This window comes from Mesorhizobium sp. LHD-90, assembly GCF_030929505.1.
Taxonomy (GTDB): Bacteria; Pseudomonadota; Alphaproteobacteria; order Rhizobiales; family Rhizobiaceae; genus Kumtagia.
The window spans coordinates 60,450-83,470 of record NZ_JAVFVV010000014.1 but is presented as its reverse complement, the minus strand read 5'-3'; the positions used below and the strand labels follow the sequence as shown (position 1 = coordinate 83,470).

The window sequence follows — 23,021 nt, the reverse complement described above, 5'->3', positions numbered from 1 at the left end:
GATGGGAATAGTTTCGATGCCTAAAATTGTGGACGGCCTGCGCTGGGGTGTCGAACAGCGGCTGGAATTCATCGAATTCCGGCTGTTCTGGGAAGGAGGTGTCAACCGCTCGGATATCATCGATACGTTCGGTGTGTCCGTGCCGCAGGCCTCGAAAGACCTGACCCTTTATCAGGAGCGGGCACCGCACAATATGATCTATGACAAAAGCGCCAAGCGCTACATTGCGGCCGGTGGATTCAAGCCGCAGTTCCTCAATCCCGATCCGGATGCATTCCTGTCTAGGTTACAGGCCGTCGTTGAAGGAGCAGATTGGCAACGGGACTCATGGATATCAGCAGCACCGGATGCAGATGTCGCCCTGACGCCGAAGCGCGATGTCGACGGTGATGTGTTGAGGGCGGTTTTGAACGCCATCCGAAATCGGCGTTCAATCGATGTCATGTATCAATCGATGAACCCCCAGCGCCCCGATCCGAAATGGCGGCGCATAACACCACACGCTTTCGGCTATGACGGATTTCGGTGGCATGCCCGTGCCTTCTGTCATCTGGAGGAAACGTTTAAGGACTTCCTCCTGCCGCGCATCCTTAAATCACGTGGTGAGGATGAGCCCGGTGCGTCGGGTGAGGCCGATCACTTCTGGCACGAATACTATCCGTTGGAAATCGCGCCCCATCCTGCGCTTACGAGTTCGCAGCAGGAAGTCGTGGCCAAGGATTACGGCATGAAAGGGCGCAAATGCGTTCTTCGGGTCCGCGTCGCGATGCTCTTTTATGTCATGAAAAGACTCGGGCTCTTGAATGACGCTGTCAACGAAGATCCAAGAAGACAACACATCGTCCTGTTGAACGAGGCCGATGCAAAGCGAGTTTTGGAACTCGCAAATACTGGTCGTATCGTTCGGGAAGCTGCGGTGGGGCGGGAGACGGCCGGATGACCAGGCTTGAAGACATTCGCGGTGGCGCGCTCGTGCGCGGGATTGCTCCGGGCCGTGGCGTCCAAATCGTATCGGTGGACTGGATCGGCGATCAGGCGATCAATGTGATCTTCCGCGATCCGGAAGGCACCGTCTCCGAAAGCACGCTGTACAGGGACGACGAGCACCGCCTGGAGCTGGATGAGCGCGGACGAGCTTGGTCGTTCGACGCGGATGGTGGGCAGTTGCGTCTGGTGACGGAGGCAAATCGCATCAAGCTTGCCCACTACTTCGATCCCTATCTCGCCATTCACACCAGTCTCATCGATCCGCTGCCGCACCAGATTTCCGCTGTCTACCGCGAAATGCTACCGCGCCAACCCCTGCGGTTCTTGCTGGCCGACGATCCCGGTGCCGGCAAGACTATTATGGCCGGGCTTCTCATCAAGGAATTGATCGCGCGCAGCGATCTCGAGCGCTGTCTCGTGGTTGCCCCTGGCAGCCTCGTCGAGCAATGGCAAGACGAGCTTGGCGAAAAGTTCAATCTTGAGTTCGACATCCTCACCCGAGACATGATCGAGAACTCCCGGTCCGGGAATCCTTTCGAAGATCGCAACAGGCTGATCGTTCGCCTCGACGTGCTCGCCCGCAATGAAGACCTGCAGGAGAAACTGACGAAGGCGACGGAGTGGGACCTCATCATCTGCGATGAGGCACATCGCATGTCTGCGACCTATTTCGGCGGCGAGGTCAAATACACGAAGCGCTATCAGATCGGCCAGAGGCTCGGTGAGCTCTGCCGGCATTTTCTCTTGATGTCGGCCACGCCCCATAACGGAAAAGAAGAGGACTTCCAGCTCTTCATGGCGCTCCTCGACGGCGATCGGTTCGAAGGCCGGTTCCGCGACGGCGTGCATTATGCCGACACTGGCGACATGATGAGGCGGTTGACCAAGGAAGAACTCCTTCGCTTTGACGGTCGTCCTCTTTTCCCGGAGCGACGCGCCCGAACGGTCAAATACGAGCTTTCGGAGGGCGAGGCCGCACTTTACTCGGCCGTGACCGAGTATGTCCGGACCGAGATGAATCGCGTGCAGCGCTTTGCTGACGATGGGAGGAAACGCAACAATGTAGGCTTCGCGCTCCAGATCCTGCAGCGACGGCTCGCTTCGTCACCCGCCGCGATCTACCAATCATTGAAGCGTCGGCGGGAGCGGTTGGAGAACGATCTCGCCGAAGCCCGCCTGACCTCGAAGGGGCGCGGCGGAGGATTCGCGAGCATTGAAGGGAACGGCGACACGCTCCGAAACCTGGAGGAGCTTAGCCAGGAGGAGATAGACGAATTCGAAGATTTGATTTCCACCGGCGCGACCACGGCAGAAACGGTCGAGCAGCTCGGCATGGAGGTAGACACGCTCAAGAAGCTGGAGCAGATGGCGCTGTCCGTCGTCCAGTCCGGCGTCGACACGAAATGGTCGCAGCTCAATCGAATCCTTGATGACGACCTGATGACGGATGCCGCTGGCAACCGCCGCAAGCTGATCATCTTTACCGAGCCCAAGGACACGCTCCACTATCTTGCCGACAAGATCCGCGGACGCTTGGGCAATCCAGAGGCAGTCGAAGTGATCCACGGCGGCGTGTCTCGCGACGAGCGTAGGAAGGTCATCGAAAGGTTCATGCAGGATCGCGACCTGCTCGTCCTGGTGGCCAACGATGCAGCCGGCGAAGGTGTGAACCTTCAGCGCGGTCATCTGATGGTCAACTACGACCTGCCGTGGAATCCCAACAAGATCGAGCAGCGCTTCGGCCGAATCCACCGCATCGGCCAGACGGAAGTCTGCCATCTCTGGAATCTCGTTGCGGCGGATACGCGCGAAGGCGAGGTCTATGGCCGACTCTTGGAAAAGCTAGAGGCTGCTCGCGAGGCCCTCGGCGGAAGGGTCTACGACGTACTTGGCGAATTGTTCGAAGGTGTTGCACTGAAAGACCTCCTCTTCGAGGCCATCCAATATGGCGAGCAGGACGATGTGAAGGCGAGGCTATTCAGGCAGGTCGACGGTGCCGTGGATCAAAAGCATCTTCTCGAGCTGCTGCAGCGTCGGGCTTTGACCAACGACACAATGCCCGAGGCGCAGGTTCATGAACTTCGGCTGGAGATGGAACGCGCTGCCGCCCAGCGCCTACAGCCGCATCATATCCAGAGCTTCTTCATCGAAGCCTTCCAGCGGCTCGGGGGCCAGATCAGGAAGCGCGAGGAAGGGCGTTTCGAGATCACTCACGTCCCGCTACGCGTACGCGAGCGCGATCGCCAGATCGGCATGGGCGCTCCGCTCCAGAAGAAATATGAGCGTATCTGTTTCGAAAAGGGGCGGATCAATCAGCAGCCGGTAGCCAGCTTCGTGTGCCCAGGGCACCCGCTGTTGGAGTCAGTCATTTCACTGATCCGCGAAGAGTATGACCATGTCCTGAAGCAAGGCGCCGTGCTCGTCGACGACACCGACGATAGCCAGGATGTAACGGCTGTTTTCCTGCTGGAACACAGTGTGCAAGACGGTCGCCAGACGAGCCTCGGCAAGCCGCATATCGTGTCGCAGAAACTCCAGTTCACTGCCGTTCGTAAGAGCGGGGAAGCACGCGATGCAGGCATCGCGCCACATCTGAACCTGCGCCCCGCGTCGGCGGAGGAATCGGCGCTGGTGAAGAATGTGCTCGAACAGGACTGGTTGAGTTCCGACCTTGAAAAGACCGCGCTTCGATTCGCCACCGTAGACATGGCGCAGCGCCACGTCGGCGAGGTGAAGGCGCGGCGGCTTCCGGAGATTGCCAAGGTCGAGCAGGAAGTGAAGGCCCGGCTGGCGAAGGAGATCAACTATTGGGACAACCGGGCCGCGGAATTGCGTGAGGAAGAGCGCGCCGGCAAGAAGACACGACTCAACTGGCAGAATGCCCAGCGCCGCGCCGAGGATCTGGCTGAGCGACGCAAGCGTCGGGAAGCACTGTTGGAGCAGGAAAAGTTCATCAGCTCACAGCCGCCAAGGATTCGTGGTGGCATGGTGGTGATTCCGCGCGGGCTGCTGGCCTCGCTGAAGCAAGGGCTGGGTGTGGGCAACGGCTTTTCCGAAGACCCAGTCGCACGCCGCGCGATCGAAATCGCGGCGATGAATGCCGTGATGGCTGCCGAACGCGGTCTCGGTAATGAGCCGGATGACGTGTCCGCGCAAAAGCTTGGCTACGACATCGCCTCTCGCGGCGCGAGCCATATGCGGTTCATTGAGGTTAAGGGGCGGATCGACGGCGCTGACAGCGTGATGGTCACGCGCCAAGAGGTGATCACGTCGCTCCACGAGCCGGAGAAATTCATCCTGGCCGTCGTGCATGTCGAAGCAGGCTTTGCGCGTGAGCCAATCTATGTGCGCCGGCCATTCAGCCAAGAGCCTGAATTCGGCGTCACCGCCATTCAGGTCGACCTGAGGAAATTACTTGAGAAGGGGGAAAGACCATCGTGAATATGACCAAAGGGCTGATCATCGACGATCCGTGGATCGGCTTCATCCTGGACGGCAGCAAGACGTGGGAGATGCGGTCGACAGGCGCGTCGCATCGCGGCTGGTTCGCATTGATCCGGAAAGGCACAGGCGCTGTCTGGGGCGTGGCCCGGCTCGTGGATTCGGGCGCGCCGCTGTCTCCGGATGACATGATCGCCGCGTTCGAAAAACACCGTATTCCTGCCGAGATGATCCGCAGCGGACAGGTCGCGAAGTGGAACACGCCGTGGAAGCTGGCGGATGTCCGTAAGCTGTCCGCGCCTGTTCCCTATCGCCACAAGTCCGGGGCAGTGACGTGGGTAGAACTAGACGAGAGGGCATCGTCGGAAATCGTCCGCCAGCTCGGTTCGATTTCGTCGGATGCCAAATCCGAGACGACAACTCCCGCGCCCACGACGGGATTTCTCCAGAAGGTACGGGATGTGTCCGCATCGAAGCCGACTGTTCCTTCGCCAGCCGCGCCGTCTGCGGCAGGCATCGTCCAGGCAAAGCCTGTCCCATCCAACGGCCATGGCCGCGTGATTGGCGAGGTGGCTGTCACCCAAGGAAATATCGACCACAACCACATCTATCTCCGCTCGATCTTCGATCGGTTTCCGGCGGACGCAAAGGGCGGCTCCAACAAGGCTTCGGCGGCGAAGAAAGACATCATCGTCGACTGGGGCGGGCCAGAACCCGTCCGAACCGACCTCGATGGCGAGAAGAAGTTTTTCCGAGCACGTGGCTGGATTGGTTCCTTTTACAAGCTCAATCGGGCCAAAACTGGTGACAAGGTGCGGTTCGAGGAGACTGCGCCCTATCGATATCGAGTCAGTCTCGTAAGGTAGCCGCAGGAGGCAATACCATGACCGTCACGACGGATTTCGCCATTCTGGCGCCAGTGCCGCTTGAGCACCTGCAGTCTGGCAAGAGCATTGCCGAGAAAGAAGGATTCGTTGCCTTCGGCTCGCGGAAATGGGAGTTGTTCCGGAGGGTGGACGAGATGCGGGACGGCGCACCTGTGCCGGTCCTGATCTACCCTTCCCATGAGGACGTGCCGGCCAAGGACTCCTTCGTCATCTGTTGGGGCGGCTGGTATGTCGGCTCGGAAGAGAGCGGCAGCGGCAAGCATTCCAAAGGCATGACGAACCGCCCTCCGACAACGGGACAATACACGTCCGACAATCAGGGCCACTGGGCTGTGTTCTGGCATGTGAAGGGCCTGTTCGAACTGCCGAAGGCCCAACAGATGCCGATCTTTGCCGTCCAAACCATCAAGCGCGGCTGGCGCAAGAACGCCCCGCCGCGGGGACCCGAACTGGTCGCCGCGCCCTCCATCATCGAATTCCCGGTACAGGCATGACCTACAAGAAGAAACTTATCGAAGTCGCAATCCCGCTGGAAGCCATCAACAAGGCGTCGGCGCGGGAGAAATCGATCCGGCACGGTCATCCGTCTACTCTACATCTGTGGTGGGCGCGGCGACCGCTGGCGGCGTGCCGGGCGGTGCTGTTCGCGCAGCTGGTCGACGACCCCTCGGGTCACGTCGACGATCTCCTCAACGATGCCAAGACCAGGACCGCCGCAGAGCGGGAACTGAACGCTCGCCTGAGCGACAGTGGGAAGAGGCGCCAGGAGGGCAAGGCGCCTCCTGCGGACGACAAGGAGATCACGGTGGAGGACGTTGCGATCGAGCTGGAGCGCAAGCGTCTGTTCGACATCATCGAGGAATTGGTGATCTGGGAAAACTCGACCAACGAGGAGGTGCTGGAGCGCGCGCGGGCGGAAATCCGCAAGAGTTGCGGCGGCGAACTGCCGCCTATCTACGACCCGTTCTCCGGCGGCGGGTCGATCCCGCTTGAGGCGCAGCGGCTTGGTCTCCCCGCCTATGGCAGCGATTTGAATCCTGTCGCCGTCATGATCGGCAAGGCGATGATTGAGATACCGCCGAAGTTCAAGGATATGGCGCCGGTGCATCCGGGCGGCAAGGACCGCAACCACTATCGCAATGCCGAAGGGCTGGCGGAGGATGTGCTCTACTATGGCGAATGGATGCGCGAAAAGGCGTTCGAGCGCATCGGTCACCTCTACCCGCAGGTCGACCTGCCTAAAGAATATGGGGGTGGCAAGGCCACGGTGATTGCCTGGATCTGGGCGCGGACAGTGCCGAGTCCCGATCCGGCGTTTGCTTCGACCAGTGTGCCACTAATTTCGAACTTCGTCCTGAGCAACAAAAAGGGCAAAGAAGTTTGGATTGAACCAAGCGTCGACAGGCAGAATTCATCCTATTCATTCTCGATCCGATCAGCTGGCCATTCGCGATTAAAAAGCGATGCCTCGGAAGGCACAAAAACTGGCGATGCTACGTTCCAATGCCTTCTCTCGAAAGCACCGATTTCGGCTACGTATATCGATGATCAGGCCTCCAAAGGAAACATGGGTCGTCGTTTAATTGCCGTTATCGCAGAAGGAGCAAAGGGAAAGGTATATCTCTCCGGTGATACCATCAATGTGAAGCAGCTTGAGGATCAGGTCGCAGGGTACTTCGATAAATTCGGGCTACTTGATCAGGTTCCTAATCAAGTATGCCGGGGTACTTTTGCCAGCAATGCTCAAGGTCGGCGATATGGATTCACAACTTTCAGTGACTACTTCACTCCCAGACAGTTGCTCGCAATGACGACTCTCACGGGTTTGGTACCGGAAGTTTATGATCGAGTCTTGGCGGACGCCTCTTCGCGGCTTTCTTCCGATCAATCCCACGAAAGACTAGGTTCGGCGCAAGACTACGCGCGTGCAATCTGCACGTACGTCGCATTTTCGATCGATCGACTCGCCGACGCTGGCAGCAGCATGGCGACCTGGGCCGCAGATGGTTTCGTTCGATTTACTTACGCGCGGCAAGGAATCGCGATGACTTGGGATTTCGCAGAGTGCAATCCCTTTAGCGACAGCACAGGCAACGTTTTGGGTGCGGTAGAATGGGTTTCAAAAGCTGTTTCTGGGTTTGCGCCGAATAGCATAGGATCAATCGTGCAGGCAGATGCCCAAAGTGTCTCCTTGCCGCCGAATTGTGTTATATCAACAGACCCGCCGTACTACAGCAATATCAGCTATGCTGATTTATCAGATTATTTCTATATTTGGCTTCAGCGGTCTCTAAAAGGCATTATTCCAGATCTATTTTCAACAATTTACGTTCCAAAGATAGAGGAGTTGATTGCCGACAAATACCGCCATGGCGGCGAGGACGGTGCGAAAAAATTCTTTCAGTCAGGAATGTCGAGCGCTCTGCACGTAATATCCAGCCAGGATTCAGGTAGCGCACCCGCTGCAATATATTACGCTTTTAAGAAGAGTGAAATTGCCAAGGAAGGTATGACATCATCTGGTTGGACGACATTCCTCCAGGCAGTCCTCGATGCATCATATCAAATAGTAAGAACGTGGCCGGTTCGCACAGAAAGATCGGCGAGGACCGTCGCGTTCGGCACGAACGCTCTGGCAAACGCCGTTGTTCTTGTTTGTCGACGAAGAGCTGCTGATGCAGGGGTTATTACTCGTGCTGAATTCATTAGAAGTCTCAAGCGCGAACTCCCCGATTCGCTGGTGGAACTTCAGGCAGCAAACATTGCGCCGGCTGATTTGCCGCAATCGTCGATTGGACCGGGCATAGGCATCTTCAGCCGCTACGACGCTGTGTTGGAAAGTGATGACAGCCGGATGAGCGTTACGGCCGCGTTGCAGTTGATTAACCGCGAACTGGATGAGTACCTGGGTGGAATCGAAGGCGAGTTTGACGCTGATACCCGCCTCGCGATTAGCTGGTTTGAGCAATTCGGCACGGACCATGGTCCGTACGGCACTGCTGATAACATTGCCCGCGGCCGCGGCATCTCGGTCGAGAGCGCCAAACATGCAGGTATCCTGGAAAGCTCGGCCGGCAAGGTCCGAATCCTCAAGCGCGACGAACTGCCGGAGGACTGGAATCCGGCGGAAGATAAACACCTGACCGTGTGGGAATGCTGCCAGCAGGTGGTGCGCGCGCTTGAGACGGGCGGCGAATACGAGGCCGCGGTGCTGCTCCGCGCGATTGGCCCGGCCATGGCGGAGAACGTCAAGGATCTCGCCTACTGCCTCTACAATATCTGTGAGAAGCGCAAGGACGCCAAGGAGGCGACGTCATACAACGCGCTGATCGCCGTGTGGTCGGACCTGACGCGACTCGCCGCCAGCTCCGAAACCGCAAGCCGCGGCGGCCAGTTTTCGCTAGCCGTCTGATTCGTCGGCAGGACGGGCGGTCCTGCCGTAGCTTCGACACGATAATCCCAAGGGGGCAAGAACAATGGCGAAAAGCGCAAGACAGCATGTTTTCGAAGGAATGGAGCTTCTTCCCGAAGCCCTGACCCCGTTCGTCGAGAAGCGGCTCGAATCCTCGCTGACCGGGCACTGGCCGGTGCAGGTTGTGGAGCGCGTCACTGGCCTTCGCGTCGCCCAAGGCGTCGTGGCGTGGGATCAGGCGGGCTTGCTCAAGGCCATGATGACCTATTGGAAGGAAGCGTTCGGCAATGTGCTGGGCCATGCCGAGCGTGCGCTGGTCTCGGAACTGCTCGAAGTCCGCAACCGACTCAACCACAATGAGAACTTCACCTATGACGACGCCGAGCGGGCGCTGGATTCCATGCGCCGCCTGATGAGCTCGATCAGCGCCGGCGAGACGGCCGAGAAAATCGGAGGCATGCGCGACACGATCCTGCGCATCAAGTTCACGGAGCTTCAGCGCAATGAGGAGCGCCGCAAGACGCAACGCTCCGACATCTCGGTCGAGACCGTCGCAGGACTCCTGCCATGGCGGGAGGTGGTCGAGCCGCATCAGGATGTCGCCACTGGCGAGTTTACCCAGGCCGAGTTCGCCGCCGACCTCGGCAAGGTTCACAACGGCTCGGCGCCGTCGGAATATTCCAACCCGAAGGAATTTTTCGCCCGCACCTATCTGACCGACGGGCTTTCCACTCTTTTGGTGGGTGCGGCGAAGCGCCTTTCCGCCGCGGGTGGCGACCCGGTGGTCGAGTTGCAGACCAATTTCGGCGGCGGCAAGACGCACTCTATGCTCGCGCTCTACCACATGGCGGGCGGGACCCCGGCGCGCGACTTGCCGGGGCTGGACCAGCTCCTGCACATGGCCGGGCTGACCGTTCCCGAAAAAATTAGCCGCGCGGTGCTGGTCGGCACGTCTCGCGGCCCGCAGGACATCCTGAAGACGAAGGAAGGCCTGGAGATCAAGACGACATGGGGGGAACTCGCATATCAACTTGGTCTCGCCGAAGGTTTCGCGATGGTGGCGGAGAACGACGCCAAAGGAATCGCACCCGGCTCCAACCTGCTTGAGTCCCTGTTCAAGAAGTTTGCGCCCTGCCTGATCCTGATCGACGAGTGGGTCGCGTATCTGCGCCAGATCTACAAGGTTGAGGGTCTCCCGTCCGGCTCGTTCGACGCGAACTTGTCCTTCGTCCAGTCCCTGACCGAGGCTGTGAAGACCAGTCCCGGCACGCTGCTCGTCGCTTCGCTTCCGGCGAGCCAGATCGAGGTCGGCGGCGAAGGCGGGCAGGAAGCGCTCGCGCGCCTCAAGCAGACATTTTCACGCGTCGAATCCTCATGGCGGCCGGCCAGTCAGGAGGAGAGCTACGAGATCGTCCGGCGGCGCCTGTTCAAGGAAATCCCGGGCGACCGCTTCCATCACCGCGACAACACGCTGAAGCAGTTCGCCAAGCTCTACAGAGAGAACGCGAACGACTTCCCGCAAGGAGTTGCTGACGAGGACTACAGGCGGAAGCTGGAGAAGGCCTATCCTATCCATCCCGAACTGTTCGACCAGCTCTATGTGAGTTGGGGTTCGCTGGAGAAATTTCAGCGCACGCGTGGCGTGTTGCGGCTGATGGCGCAGGCGATCCACGAGCTGTGGATGAACAACGACCCATCGGTGATGATCATGCCCGGCAGCATGGCGATCAGCTCGCCGCGGGTGGAACCAGAGTTGCTGCATTATCTTGAGCCCGCGTGGCAATCCATCATTGCCGGTGACGTGGATGGCACGACCTCCACGCCCTACAAGGTCGATCAGTCGGCTCCAAACCTTAACCGCTACTCGGCCACGCGCCGTGTCGCGCGCACCATCTTCATGGGCTCCGCGCCCATGCACAGCCAGCCGAACAAGGGACTCGACGATCGCCAGATCAATCTCGGCGTGGTGCAGCCCGGCGAACGCCCGGCCATCTTCGGCGATGCGCTGCGGCGACTGACGAACCAGTCCAAGTTCATGCATTCGGACATGGGCAAGCACTGGTATTCCATGTCAGCCAGCCTCAACCGGATCGCAGCCGACCGCGCCGGGCAGATCGAGGAAGCGCTGGTTCTGGTCACGATCGACAAAGAGCTGACGAAGTACATCAACGGCATCGCCGATCGCGGCCATTTCGATGCGGTGCAGGTAGCGCCGTCGAATTCCGGCGAGGTTCCGGACGAGGCCGGCGGAGTGCGTTGCGTGGTGCTCGGCGTTGCCGATCCGCATTCCGGGCGCGACGGTTCCGAGGCGATGGTCGAGGCCAAGGATATCCTGATGCAACGCGGTTCCGCACCGCGCGTCTATCGCAACACGCTGGTGTTTCTTGCGGCCGAGACAAAGCAGATCGACGGGCTGAAGGAGGCCATGCGCTCGGCGCTAGCCTGGGGCGAGATCGTCCGCGACATCGATCGGCTGAACCTGACGCAGAGCGACAGCGCCCTTGCCAAGGCGAAGGTCGCCGAAGCGCAAGAGACGATGAAGACGCGTATGCGCGAAACCTGGTGCTACCTGATCTACCCGATCCAGGAGGACGCGACCAAGGACATCGAATGGATGACCGGCCGGATCGCGGCGCAGGACGGAGTCCTGTCGCGCGCCAGCAAGAAGCTCGTCAGTGAGGAAGGATTAATGCCCGAGTTGGGGCCGGGCCGCCTCGACCGCGACCTCCAGAAATACATTTGGAACGGTAAGCCGCACCTCTCGCTGAAGGATCTGTGGGAGTATCTCAACCGCTACACGTATCTGCCGCGCGTCAAGAACCGCGCCGTGCTGACGAACGCGGTAAGGTCCGCGATCTCGAACATGATCCCTGGCCCGTTTGCCTACGCCGAACGCTACGATGAGGCGACGCAGTCGTATGTCGGGCTGGCGATCGAGAACGCGGCGAATACGGCTGTCGTGATCGACAGCGACAGCGTCATCATAAAGCCCGACGTGGCAGAGGCAAATCGGCCAAAGCCAAAGGGTGAAACCGCTGCGGAGCCTGCTGGTGGAGGCGGCGGAATGGAAGAAGCTCCTGGAGCACTGGGTGCAGAGGCGGCAACGACGACTACCATCGAGGAGCGGAAACCGACACGCTTCATCGGCACCGTCATGATCGCGTCGGGCCGACCCGCTCATGAGTTTCGGCAGATCGTCGAAGGCATCATTGAGCAGTTGACGACGTTGCAGGGAAGCGACGTGTCCCTGAAGCTCGAGATAGAAGCCGAGGTTACATCGGGCCTCGATCGGAGCAAGGTCCGGACGCTGCTGGAGAATGCGACGACGCTTGGCTTCATCGACAAGAAGGTGGAGTAGCGACGTGGAAACGACGGCAGCGGAATCTCCAGCCGGCTGGGATCCGGAAAAAGGCGGAGTGAAGGTTTGCCTGCGGGACAATCCGGGTCGCCAGGGCGCCACGACTGGCCGAACAAGGATGGCCGGAACCTTCCTGTTGGTGGAAGTGGATTTTGGCCCGAACGAAAAGCAGTTCAAACGCTACTTGCAACTCGAGCTGGTCGCCGAGGAAACTGATCTCATCGACGTGCTGAAGGCTGGAAGGTTCGGAACTCCAAGCGATCTGCGGCGGGTCCTGACATTCGAGAAGATCAAGGGGGACCTGACCAACGTCTTCTATTCGATGGAGGCCAGCAATACCGATTTCTATCCGCACCAGTTCAAGCCGGTGATGCGGTTCATCGAATCGCCCGTTGGCCGCATGCTGATCGCCGACGAGGTTGGTCTCGGGAAGACCATTGAAGCAATATACATATGGAAGGAAATCCAGGCACGACATTCAGCACGGCGGCTGCTGATAGTCTGTCCGGCCATGTTGAGGCAAAAGTGGCGCGGCGATCTGCGAAAGCGGTTCAACATCACCGGAGAGATTATCTCTGCAAAGGATCTCCTGGAGAAGGGGGAGGATATCGCCGGTCGTCGGTCTTCCGACGCGTTCGTCTACATTACGAGCCTAGAAGGCCTTCGGCCGCCTGCGAGATTCCTCGATGAAAGCGTTGGTGGCACGCGGGCGCGGTTTGCCAGGCTGCTTGACCAGAATACGGCGACCGAGGAGTTCGCGCTCTTCGACCATGTCATCATCGACGAGGCTCACTATCTTCGCAATCCATCGACAGCGAACAATCGCCTTGGCCGCTTGTTGCGCGAAGCGTCCCGCCATCTGGTGCTGCTGACCGCGACGCCGATCCAGATCAAAAGCGATAATCTCTATCAATTGCTTCGCCTGATCGACGAGGACCAGTTCTACGACGCGTCATTGTTTGAGGAGATGCTGGCGGCCAATTCCCAGATCGTACGAGCGCAGCGAGCGTTGTGGCGGCAACCAGTGGACGTTGCCGAGGCCCGCGCGGCCATAATGGATGCTGAAAAATCAGATTACTTCAAAAAGGATGCGGTACTTCGTCGAATAAGATCCGAAATCGATAAGGTCGCACAGGATTCCGAGAAACGTGTCGAGTTGCTACGCCTGCTCGAATCACGATCTCTGCTTTCGCAATACATGACGAGAAGCCGCAAGAGGGAGGTACTGCCGACCCACGTGGTGCGGGCGCCACAGGTCCTGAACGTCGTCTTCAGCAAGGCTGAAGCAGCCATTTACGATCACGTCACCAAAAGGATTCGCGACCAGTCCGTCGGCAAGACCGGGGTATCGCTGTTTTCGCTGATTGCCCGCCAGCGTCAGATGGCGAGTTCTATCGTGGGGGCGCTGGAGAGCTGGAAAGAGAAGGAACTGATCGACGAGCTGCTTTGGGAAGACTTCGGTCTATCGACTGGGCTGATCGAAGGGACGAGCCGCAATGATCTGCAAAACGGCGAAGACCAGCCCGAAAGCGCCAGCGAGGCTCCGGTAGCATTTGGCTTTGGCTTCGACCTCGCTGAACTGGAAACGAACGATGCAAAATACCGTGCGCTGAAGGAATTCCTCGCTGCCGAACTGGCAAAAAATCCAGGTGAGAAGTTCGTCATATTCGCTTTCTATCGCGGGACGCTTAAGTACCTCGCCCGGCGGCTGAAGGCCGACGAGATCCGGGCGGGACTGATCATGGGCGACATGGGCTCGTCCAAGGACGCGGTGATCCAGGATTTTGCGCTGTCGGAAGGACCCTCGGTGCTTCTTTCGTCAGAAGTCGGCAGCGAAGGCATCGACCTCCAATTCTGCCGCTTCGTCGTCAACTACGATCTTCCCTGGAATCCGATGCGGATCGAGCAGCGCATCGGGCGTCTCGATCGCCTCGGCCAGAAGGCGGAGCGGATCTCCATCATCAATCTGGTGGTGACCAACACCATCGAAGATCGCATCTTGATGCGGCTTTACGACCGCATCAAGGTGTTCAGCGAGAGCATCGGGGACATGGAGGAGATTTTGGGCGAGATGACCGAGCAGATCATGCTCGATCTCCTCAACCCTCATCTGTCTGACGATGAACGCGACAGGCGAGCCAAGGTGGCCGAGCTCGCGATACACAATACGCAGAAGCAGCAGCACGAACTGGAGCAGCAGGCCGTCAACCTGATCGGATTCTCCGACTATATCCTCGAACATATCACGGACAGCCGCAGTAAGGGACGCTGGTTGAGCGCTTCGGAACTCAGACTGCTGGTGGAGGATTTCTTTGCCAGGAAGTATCCAGGCACCAAAATCGAACCGAACTCGCGGATAGACAATTCAGCCCGGATTACGCTTTCGGAGGAAGCCCGCAGAGACCTCGGCTATTTCGTCGCTGAGGCAAGGCCTGCAACGCGTACAAGGATGCACCAGAGCTACAAGCCCATATTGTGCCTATTCGACCCTCGCCAAACCGACGATGTCAGTCCCGACGTGGAATTCATCGAGCCGAGCCATCCATTGGTACAATGGATACGAAACGCTTATGAGTCCGATCGAAGTCAGCTTCATCGGGTGGCGGCGCTCAAGTTGCCGTCAGGAGCGACCAGCTTCCCGCCTGGGGACTATGTTTTTTCCGCTCATCGGTGGTCATTCGCGGGTGTCAGATCCAATGAGACCCTGGCGTTTAGCGCATTGCGTATGGGCGATGCGGAACCCCTGAGCAATTCCAGTTCCGAAGAACTCATTGCGATTGCAGCCGGCTCTGCTGCCCTTTTTCCCAACGCCCAGAACGTCATCGGAGACATGAAATCGGTGCTTGAAGCCGCTTCGGCCTGCGAACAACATCTGGCGGATATGTTCGGTGAACGGCTTTCGGATTTTGAGGCGGAAAACGCTGTCCGTTGCGAACAGCAAGAAACCAGCGCCAAAAAATTCGCGCGACGTCGACTGGATGAACTCGGGGGGCGCATCCAGCGATTCAAGATTGCGGGTAACCTCAAGCCCATTCCGATGACGGAAGGTCTCATCCGCAAAGAGGAAGAGCAACTCAAGACAAAGATCGAGCGGGTAACCAGAAGGCGTCACGTCGAGGAAACGATGGTTCCATTGGCGATCGGGGTAATCAGGGTGGAATGATGTTGGGTGATTGGCGACAAAGACTGCTTGCTCTCCGCGACCGGCTGTTTGGCGAGCACAGCGCGACGGATCCCCTCGATGAGGTAGAGGTCCCGACCGATGAAGTGGCTCCTCCAGGCCCGACGGAATTGCCCGCCGAGCGTCTGCCGTCGCCGACCGAAGTTCTGTCATCAGTTTCACGAACGTCCGGGCAGGTACCTGAACAACTCTCCGATCCGGCGTCCAAGAAAAGCAAGGTGGCCCGAAAAGAGAAAACGGTCGATCCTAGCCCAAAGAATGGGCGGAGGTCGGTGCAGAAACCCACTCCGGTAGCCAACGTCAAACGGCTGGTCGTAGGGGCCGGCCGCGCCGCCAAACGTCTAGTCGCTGAACACAACGAGAAGCGCGGCGGCGATGGGTTAAGACAGCATGGCGCGCGGTCCACGGGGCGAGACCAAGTTTTCCTGAATCTCGGCATCGACTTCGGCACGAACTTCACCAAGGTTTGCTTCCGGGACGTAGGGACGGAAGACTCATTCCTTGTGACCTTCGACGCTACCTCGGCAGATGAGGCCCTGTTGCCGTCCATCGTGGCGGTGGATAAGAAGGGCACGCTCTATACCGCAGATCAGGCTCCGCGCGGAGCGGTGTTGGTGCCATATCTCAAGATGAGGCTCGCCGAGTCGCCCATTGGTGAAGACTTGCCTGTCGTCGATGGCGTTGACCTTGGCAGCAAGGAAGCCATATGTGCGCTCGCCAGTTGGTTTCTTGCCAGGGTGCTCTCACGCAGCCAGGAATGGATACGCAAGCACGAACGTGACAGGCTAAGGAACAGAACGCCTGTCTGGTCGGCCAATATCGGCGTTCCGGTGGAACATTACGATTCGGAAGCCATCGATACCTTTCGTAGGGTGCTAGGTATTTCCTGGATTTGGGTTGCGAACGCCAGACTCCCAAAAACCGTGGGGGAGGCCGTTTCCACCTATCGGCGGGATGTTCACCGTCTCGAGGGCGAGGTCTCGGATTTTCACGCGGTTCCCGAGATAGCGGCTGCTGTCCAATCCTTTGTGATGTCGCGGGAAGCGGTCGCAGGAATCTATGTCTATTTCGACATCGGTGGCGGAACGGTTGATGGTGTAGCCTTCAAGTTCCTGAATCACCATGGCGAGCGCCGAGTCAACTTCTATTCCGGTAAGGTATCGCCGCTCGGAATTTCGGCCTTGGCTTCGGCGCTCGGGTCGCGCTCACCGCGCGATATCGACGACAAGAAGCTCAAGCGGCTGATCAGTAATGGAAACTTTGAAGTTCTGGGAGGATTCGAACATCGCGTGAGGCAGCTGGTCGGCGAGGTCGTCATCACTGCCAAACGAAAGGACGGCCGAAACTGGCAGGAAGACGCCATCCAAGATCAGGACGCACGAAAAACTATCCGTCACCTTGGCGGTCTCGACAGAAAAAAGATGACACCACTCGTCGTTTTCTTGGGCGGCGGCGGCGCTCCCTCGGCATGGTACCAGACGGCGATCAGTTCGACCTATGACAAATTTCAGCATTTCGCGAACCAGATTCCTCCCTACCAGCTCGTGGAAGTTGCGGCCCCCAGAGACCTCGATATGAGGGGGCTGGCTTCCAGTGACTTTCGACGCTTTGCGATAAGCTACGGATTGTCGATTCCTTTCGGCGAGGGACCAGAAGTTGGGCTGCCGAGCCAGTTCGCCGATGCGGAGCCACTTCCGGTAAGACAAAACCGCGTTGCGGATTACCTTGATAGCAAGGACGCGTACGACTGACGGCGGACCCCGCTCACAGCTACTCAATCGGCCAGATTGATCCGTTTTAACTATCTGGGTGGCTGCGCTCACAATGCGGAGTCTGTCCATTTCACGAGGGCTTTGAGGAGAGAACGCATGAGTGCAGCAGTTCGTCATGTCTCGGTCCGTGTGCCTTGGCATGATCGGGCGTGGGATGGCCACGTCTGTGACGACCCCCTAGGGAATGCGTCGTGCCTGGCGCTCAGACTGATAGCCGAGGGCCGCAACGACCCTGTGGAAGTTCAGCTTGCCGGGGAAGCCTTCGATGACCTCACAGATGCCCAGATCCCGCCCTGCATCAAGGCTAGCGCCGCTTTCCTCGCCCCACGTAACCACACCATCCAGAGCGTAATGAGCTATTCGACGTGGAGCGAGGATCACCGCCATATGCGGCCTAAGACGCTGCACTTGCCCGCCTTCGGCGCCCAGCTCATCCCCTATCGCTGGATGCTGCGCGAGAGCGGTTTTGCGCTTGCCGCGGACCTGGAGCTTGCGATCGACCCCGAGCGCGAGCCGTCCGAACCCCCGTTCCTCCAGAATACGGCGTGGGTCCAGCATCACGATCACCAGAAGGCGCTGCTGGACGCGTTCGCCGAACCTTTGGTCGAGCACCAGAGCCTGGTGCTGTTTTATGCCACGCGAACGCCGCTCTGCGACGACGAACGGCGCGTCCTGCTTGGTGCGGCGATCCTGGAGAAGAAGCACAACATCTTCGAATACGACTACGATCCTGCCGATAAAAAGCCCGATAAGCGGTTGAGGGCGATGGTGTGGGAGCGGTCTGTCCAACATAGCCTGCGTCCATTGAAGGGCGACGGCGACCTGGCAGGATACGGCGGAGGCTTCGTCCTGCCTTATCACGAGATCCTGCGCGCGGCCGCTACCGACGAAGCGCTCGATCCCGCTGATTATGTCGCGTTTGCCCCGGAGGACGCACGAGTCCAGTTCTCCTACGGCAGCGAACACGTCAGCCATGGAGCTACGGCCGCAGCCTTGCTCGCCGCCCGTGCCGCCTTCGAGAAGATCGCGACGGTGCTGGACGGTCCATGGACCGGGCAGATCGAATGGATCGACGAGCAACTTTCCAATCTGTGGCGACTTCAAGGACCGGCGCCCGGCCTAGGCGTTGCCCTGTCAACGTTGCACAGCGGCTTCAACGGCACGCTGTTCGCGATCGCGCTTAGCGGCATTTTGAAACCGAACGAGGACCCTTGGCCAGTGGCGGATGAGATCCTGTCCGGCCGACGCGACGCTCCGCCAGGATCGCCGGCGATCACATCCACGCTGCAAAGGAGATGGGCCAAGGTCAGGGGCGACGCCGCGCGCTACGACACTCTCCAACTCCTTGCCCGTTTCGAGCTGACTAAGGATCAGGCCGCTCGCGCGACCAGCCGGATAGAGTCGTCGGACCTGTTAAAGAATCCCTATAGGCTGTTCGAAGATGACCGCGATCAACAGGACCCTGTCGCGTTCGCCACCGTCGATCGCGGCTTGTTGCCGGGTTCCGTTGTCGCCGAGGCTCACCCCCTGCCGGGTGGGTGCTCTAAGGATCTCGGTGAATACGACAATCGCTTCCGCTTACGAGCAGCCACTGCGCAGCTGCTCGAAGAGGCGGCCGGAAGAGGCAACACGATCGTCGCCGCCGACCGGCTGGCGGAGGAAGCCGCCGCGATGACACTGACCCGCCCTCTTCCACTAGACGCCGACCTACTGGACCTCTTCCGCGACGAGTTTTCCCCGCTGATAGAGGTCGGGCCGGGCGACAAGAACCCAACCGCGCAGCTCGACCGGTATATCGCCTACCGCAAGCTGCTGGAGAAGGCTGTCAAAGAACGAGCCGCCTTATCCGTCGCCTCCACAACAGTTGATTGGTCCGCGCTGTTGAAGGAGAAATTCGGTTCCTCGCCTGGCGATGTCGAAACCGAAGCGAGAGCACGCGAGGAAAAAGCGACGGCATTGGCGCGGCTCGCCGGGTCGCGGATTGCGATGCTCGTCGGCCCGGCCGGAACGGGCAAGACGGCGGTTCTCGAACTGCTGCTGCAACGGCCGGAAATCGTCGGCTCGCGGGTGTTGCTTCTGGCTCCAACGGGCAAAGCCCGCGTGAGGTTGGGGACCGAGACCAACCGACCAGGAGAGGCGCGCACCATAGCGCAGTTCCTGCTCGCCTTCGACCGATACGACATCCAAACGGGCCGCTACGCTCCCAATCCCGGCGCGGCCAAGGACGGGGCGACCTGCTGTATCATCGACGAAGCGTCGATGTTGACGGAGGACATGCTCGCGGCCGTGCTCGACGCGCTGCCACCCACATGTCGGATCATCCTGGTAGGCGATCCTTACCAGTTGCCGCCAATCGGTGCGGGGTGTCCGTTTGTCGACATCATCGCCTACCTTCGGCGCCACCACCCTCAATGTGTGGCCGAACTCACTGTGTCGATGCGCCAGCGGGGCGACCGAAGCGATGCGCAGCTTGCGGCAATCTTTTCGGGACGCCATCTGGAGCCGGGCGAGGACGAGGTCGCTGCCATGACGCTCGATGGATTCGATGACCATCACCTTCGCCTGCGGCAATGGGAATCCGTGGCGGAGTTGCCCGGGCTGGTTCAGTCGATCTTCGAGACAGAGTTCGCGGCCAACGAGGATGGAGACGTCATTGCGAGTATCGAAACCTCGCTCGGCGCCGCCAAGAACGCCAAGGGCTATCTCAACTTCGATTCCGGCTGTTCCGCGAAGGCCGAGGCTTGGCAGATTCTATCCGTCAACCGCGCGCAAGCCGGTGGATCGATCTATCTTAACCGGCTCATCAAGGACCGATATCGGGCCGAACGGTTGGCCGGCGCAATCAGGTCCAACCAGGTATCTTGGAGAAAGAAGTGGTTCCGAACTGTCAAGCCGCAGGGACCCGAACAGATCACCTACGGGGACAAGGTGATCTGCGTCAGAAATCACAAGCGGGAAGCCTATCAGTATCAGCCGGGCGATAGTCCCAAAGAGAAAGAATACATTGCGAACGGCGAGATCGGACTTGTTACGGGGCAGACTGCCTATGGTCACGCGAACCCCAAATTTGTAAATGTGGAATTCGCCGGACGTAGCGACCGCTCATTCGGCTTTTCACGCTCGGCATTTCGGGATGACGGCCAGCCCTATCTAGAGTTGGCCTACGCTGTCACAGTTCATAAGGCGCAGGGCAGCCAGTTCGGCCTTGTCATCTTGGTCCTTCCAGCAAACAGCCGATTGCTGTCGCGCGAGATGATCTACACGGCGCTGACTCGGCAGACCGAGCGTATCTGGATACTGCACCAAGGAGGATTCGACCGGGTGCTCGCCTACCGCCACGATGCCTTCTCCGATGTCGGCGCGAGGACGACCAACCTGCTGCGCGAAACTGATCCCAAGCGAACGATACCACCGACGGGCCTGCCTGCCGGGATCATCCACCAGACGCGAGGGTTCCTTGAGGAGCACCTCAAGCATCGCACCATTCGTGGCGAATATGTCAGCTCAAAATCGGAGCTGGCGATCGCCAACATTCTGTATGGGTTCGAGCAGCGCGGGCTGCTGATCTACGAGGTGGAGCCGCCGCTGCCGTTCTCCGACAACGCCAGAGGGCGCTGGGCCGACTTTCGCGTCACGGCTGGCGAGCAGGTCTGGTATTGGGAGCATTGCGGCAGGCTAGACCTCCCGTCCTATCGTAATCGGTGGGCTAGGAAGGAGACGCTATACCGTGCGAATGGCTTTGCTCGGTGGTCCGAAACGTCACCGGACGGAAGGTTGATCATCACAGAGGACGGTTCAAGTGAGGGGCTGGACTCCCATTACATCGATGGGCTCGTCCATAAGCTTTTCAACATAGCGGGTGGTGGGTAGCTTGGCTCAGACTTGGCTCGCAGTGCGAAGCCGAGTGTGCCGCGCTGCCGCCGATTCTGGCAGCGCTATCAGGTGACCTCTAGCACGCGTCTGGTGTCGTACTGGCGCACGAAGTCCACGCGGGTCCCGCTCCAGTGGCAGCTGTAGTGCCGCCCCTGGATCGGGATCGCGTCTGGCCAAAAGATGCCGATGCAGTGCCCGCCTGCCATGCGGACGCTGCCACAAGACCAGCGCTTCCTTCCGCCCGCAGGGCCGCTTCCTTCGGCCTGAGAGGCCTGGACGAAGGCGGAAAGTCGGCTTGCCCGTTCGTTCGGCGTGTCGCGTTTTGGCAATGAGGCATATTCAAGCTCGGCTGCGTCATTGTCATTGGCGGGATGGAGAACCAATTTGAGTTTCTTTGCTTCTTGCGCCTTCGAAGCCTCTATAAGTGCAAGCACATATTTCTTCCGCATGTGCTGACGGCTTCGAGAAGTGGGACGATGAGGGTCACCACTTGCCAATCTGGCAAATTGGGCAGCCTTGACTGAAATAGCTCAGTGGCAGAGCGGCCGTTTGAGCGGACACGCTTTATGAGTGCACCCAGAGGTCGTGGGGCCAAAACTCGAGCTCGCTAATGGCCGATTGATATGGCCGTCCGAACGAATATTGTTGGCCTGTTGGGACCGTCGACAGACTTCACGCTTTTGACCCAGCGCATCACCCTATTTCGGAGCAGAGACCAGACAACAGATCTCAGGGAGAAGTATCATGGAGAAGTTGGACTTATCGGAGCTTAAGGCCGATCCACTGACGATGGCTCACGCGGAAGCAGAGGGAGAATCTGTGACCGTTTCCGGATACGTGCGGAGTGTTGATCGGGACACGATTGCCATAAGCAAAACTCAAACCAGCCGGTCGTTCGTAGAGTACCCTCGCGCGTCAGTGCTGGCCGCTTTCAAGGCTGATGACGATGCACAAAGGGTAACGCTACTAGTTGAGGCTGAAGCGAGCGTGCGCTCGGTCACGATGGGCAAGGCGAACGATGCCACCACGGACTGCGGATGCGGTGGTGGGGGTTCGACCCCTGGGTTACTATACGCTCGGCCCTATTCCTCCATTTCGCCACTTCTAGCCCAACGGCAGGCGTTCCGGTGGCAGCTTCTCAATGATCTGAGGGGCGGTATCAGCAATCCTGAACTGGTATGTGGAAGCCGCCACAACGATTGTCTGCACGGCTGCAATTCCATTCCGGATCCCGCTGCTCGGGCGAAGTGCATCGCGGACTGCCAAGCCAGCCTTGACGCTTGCCTAATCCTCGGGCTCGGTGGTGGTGATGGGCGGTGGGAGTGGATCGGAAACCGGCGGGATTGGTGGTAGGAAATCGACGAGACCCTGCCGGGTTGATACGTCGAGTATGTAAGCGTTTGTGCAGCGGGAGCGCGATGCCGAATCAGTACAGACTGGCAATCGTGCCGGGAGACGGACATCCCAATCCGCATATCAAGGCATTCCCTGCCGAGCCGATCGACGTGTAACTCGAGAAGATTGAGCGTGACGGACTCGGGAGCGGTTGTCTCTATCCGACACCCAAACATCTGGAGCAAATCGGCAGTGGTGATGGTGAGCCTGCACCGTTTACCCGGGAGCTGAAGCGCGGCGCGCCCCAACTGGATTACAGGGTGTTCGACCTTCGGGTGTTGGAGTGGTATCGCAACGATCCTCGTTACTACTACGAGGTCGACGAAATCCACGGCCGCATCCACCAGCGATCCGGGACGGAGAGCCCTGCCGGAGGCGTCCTACGCGACAATCTGGAGTTCCTGGAATTTGGTTTTGCTTATGATGAAGAATTCACCCGTGGGGTTGCCGTCGTCAGGACCATTCGGATGATGCTGGAGAACCACCCGTTGGTGAGAGGCTATGAAGTTCCTGATTGGCTGCGGGAGGCAAAGGTGTGGTCGATGTAGAGTCTGCCGCTATTTGCTGCGGGGCGTTTCGCCATGCAGCTCCTTCCACTCCTCTGGATCAACCACCCACGGCCAAGAGTTCTCTCGCCTCATCCGATCGTAGATACTCTTGGCAATCCGAAGGTACTCCTCGAGCCCTGCCCCCGGTTCTTCATTTTCATATGTTT

10 protein-coding genes and 1 pseudogene are annotated in these 23,021 nt (G+C 59.1%); 10 read left to right on the top strand and 1 reads right to left on the bottom strand.

Annotation, left to right across the window (positions count from 1 at the left end):
• Nucleotides 1-16: 16 nt before the first annotated feature.
• From RB623_RS19945 to RB623_RS19905, 9 genes are all read left to right on the top strand, one after another.
• On the top strand, nucleotides 17-940 hold the full coding sequence (locus RB623_RS19945) for a WYL domain-containing protein (RefSeq protein ID WP_308058708.1): 924 nt from the start codon (nucleotides 17-19) through the stop codon (nucleotides 938-940).
• Complete coding sequence (locus RB623_RS19940) at nucleotides 937-4,428, top strand: helicase-related protein (RefSeq protein WP_308058707.1); 3,492 nt, start codon at nucleotides 937-939, stop codon at nucleotides 4,426-4,428. The genes RB623_RS19945 and RB623_RS19940 overlap by 4 nt, the downstream gene beginning before the upstream one ends.
• Nucleotides 4,425-5,294, top strand: a complete 870-nt coding sequence (locus tag RB623_RS19935) for a hypothetical protein (RefSeq protein ID WP_308058706.1) — start codon at nucleotides 4,425-4,427, stop codon at nucleotides 5,292-5,294. Before RB623_RS19940 ends, RB623_RS19935 begins: the two co-directional genes overlap by 4 nt.
• 17 nt (nucleotides 5,295-5,311) lie before the next feature.
• Nucleotides 5,312-5,809, top strand: coding sequence for a hypothetical protein (locus RB623_RS19930; RefSeq protein ID WP_308058704.1), 498 nt, complete (start codon nucleotides 5,312-5,314; stop codon nucleotides 5,807-5,809).
• Complete coding sequence (locus tag RB623_RS19925; protein ID WP_308058703.1) at nucleotides 5,806-8,727, top strand: DUF1156 domain-containing protein; 2,922 nt, start codon at nucleotides 5,806-5,808, stop codon at nucleotides 8,725-8,727. The genes RB623_RS19930 and RB623_RS19925 overlap by 4 nt, the downstream gene beginning before the upstream one ends.
• A gap of 100 nt (nucleotides 8,728-8,827) precedes the next feature.
• A complete protein-coding gene (locus RB623_RS19920) occupies nucleotides 8,828-12,085 on the top strand; it encodes a DUF499 domain-containing protein (RefSeq protein WP_308058702.1) in 3,258 nt (1,085 codons plus the stop codon).
• A 4-nt stretch (nucleotides 12,086-12,089) separates the two neighbouring features.
• Entirely contained in the window at nucleotides 12,090-15,248 is a 3,159-nt protein-coding gene (locus RB623_RS19915) for an SNF2-related protein (protein ID WP_308058701.1), read from the top strand.
• Nucleotides 15,245-17,017: a hypothetical protein gene (locus tag RB623_RS19910; protein WP_308058700.1), complete on the top strand. Its 1,773-nt coding sequence runs from the start codon at nucleotides 15,245-15,247 to the stop codon at nucleotides 17,015-17,017. The genes RB623_RS19915 and RB623_RS19910 overlap by 4 nt, the downstream gene beginning before the upstream one ends.
• Nucleotides 17,018-17,134: 117 nt before the next feature.
• Nucleotides 17,135-20,908, top strand: coding sequence for an AAA family ATPase (locus RB623_RS19905; RefSeq protein WP_308058699.1), 3,774 nt, complete (start codon nucleotides 17,135-17,137; stop codon nucleotides 20,906-20,908).
• A 68-nt stretch (nucleotides 20,909-20,976) separates the two neighbouring features.
• On the opposite strand, the pseudogene RB623_RS19900 reads toward RB623_RS19905, so the two are convergent.
• Nucleotides 20,977-21,183, bottom strand: a pseudogene (locus tag RB623_RS19900) (RES domain-containing protein); the annotation flags it as partial.
• A 1,383-nt stretch (nucleotides 21,184-22,566) separates the two neighbouring features.
• On the opposite strand from RB623_RS19900, the gene RB623_RS19895 reads away from it, so the two are divergent.
• Nucleotides 22,567-22,854 (top strand): hypothetical protein, encoded by a 288-nt coding sequence (locus tag RB623_RS19895; protein WP_308058697.1) that lies wholly within the window; start codon nucleotides 22,567-22,569, stop codon nucleotides 22,852-22,854.
• Nucleotides 22,855-23,021 lie beyond the last annotated feature (167 nt).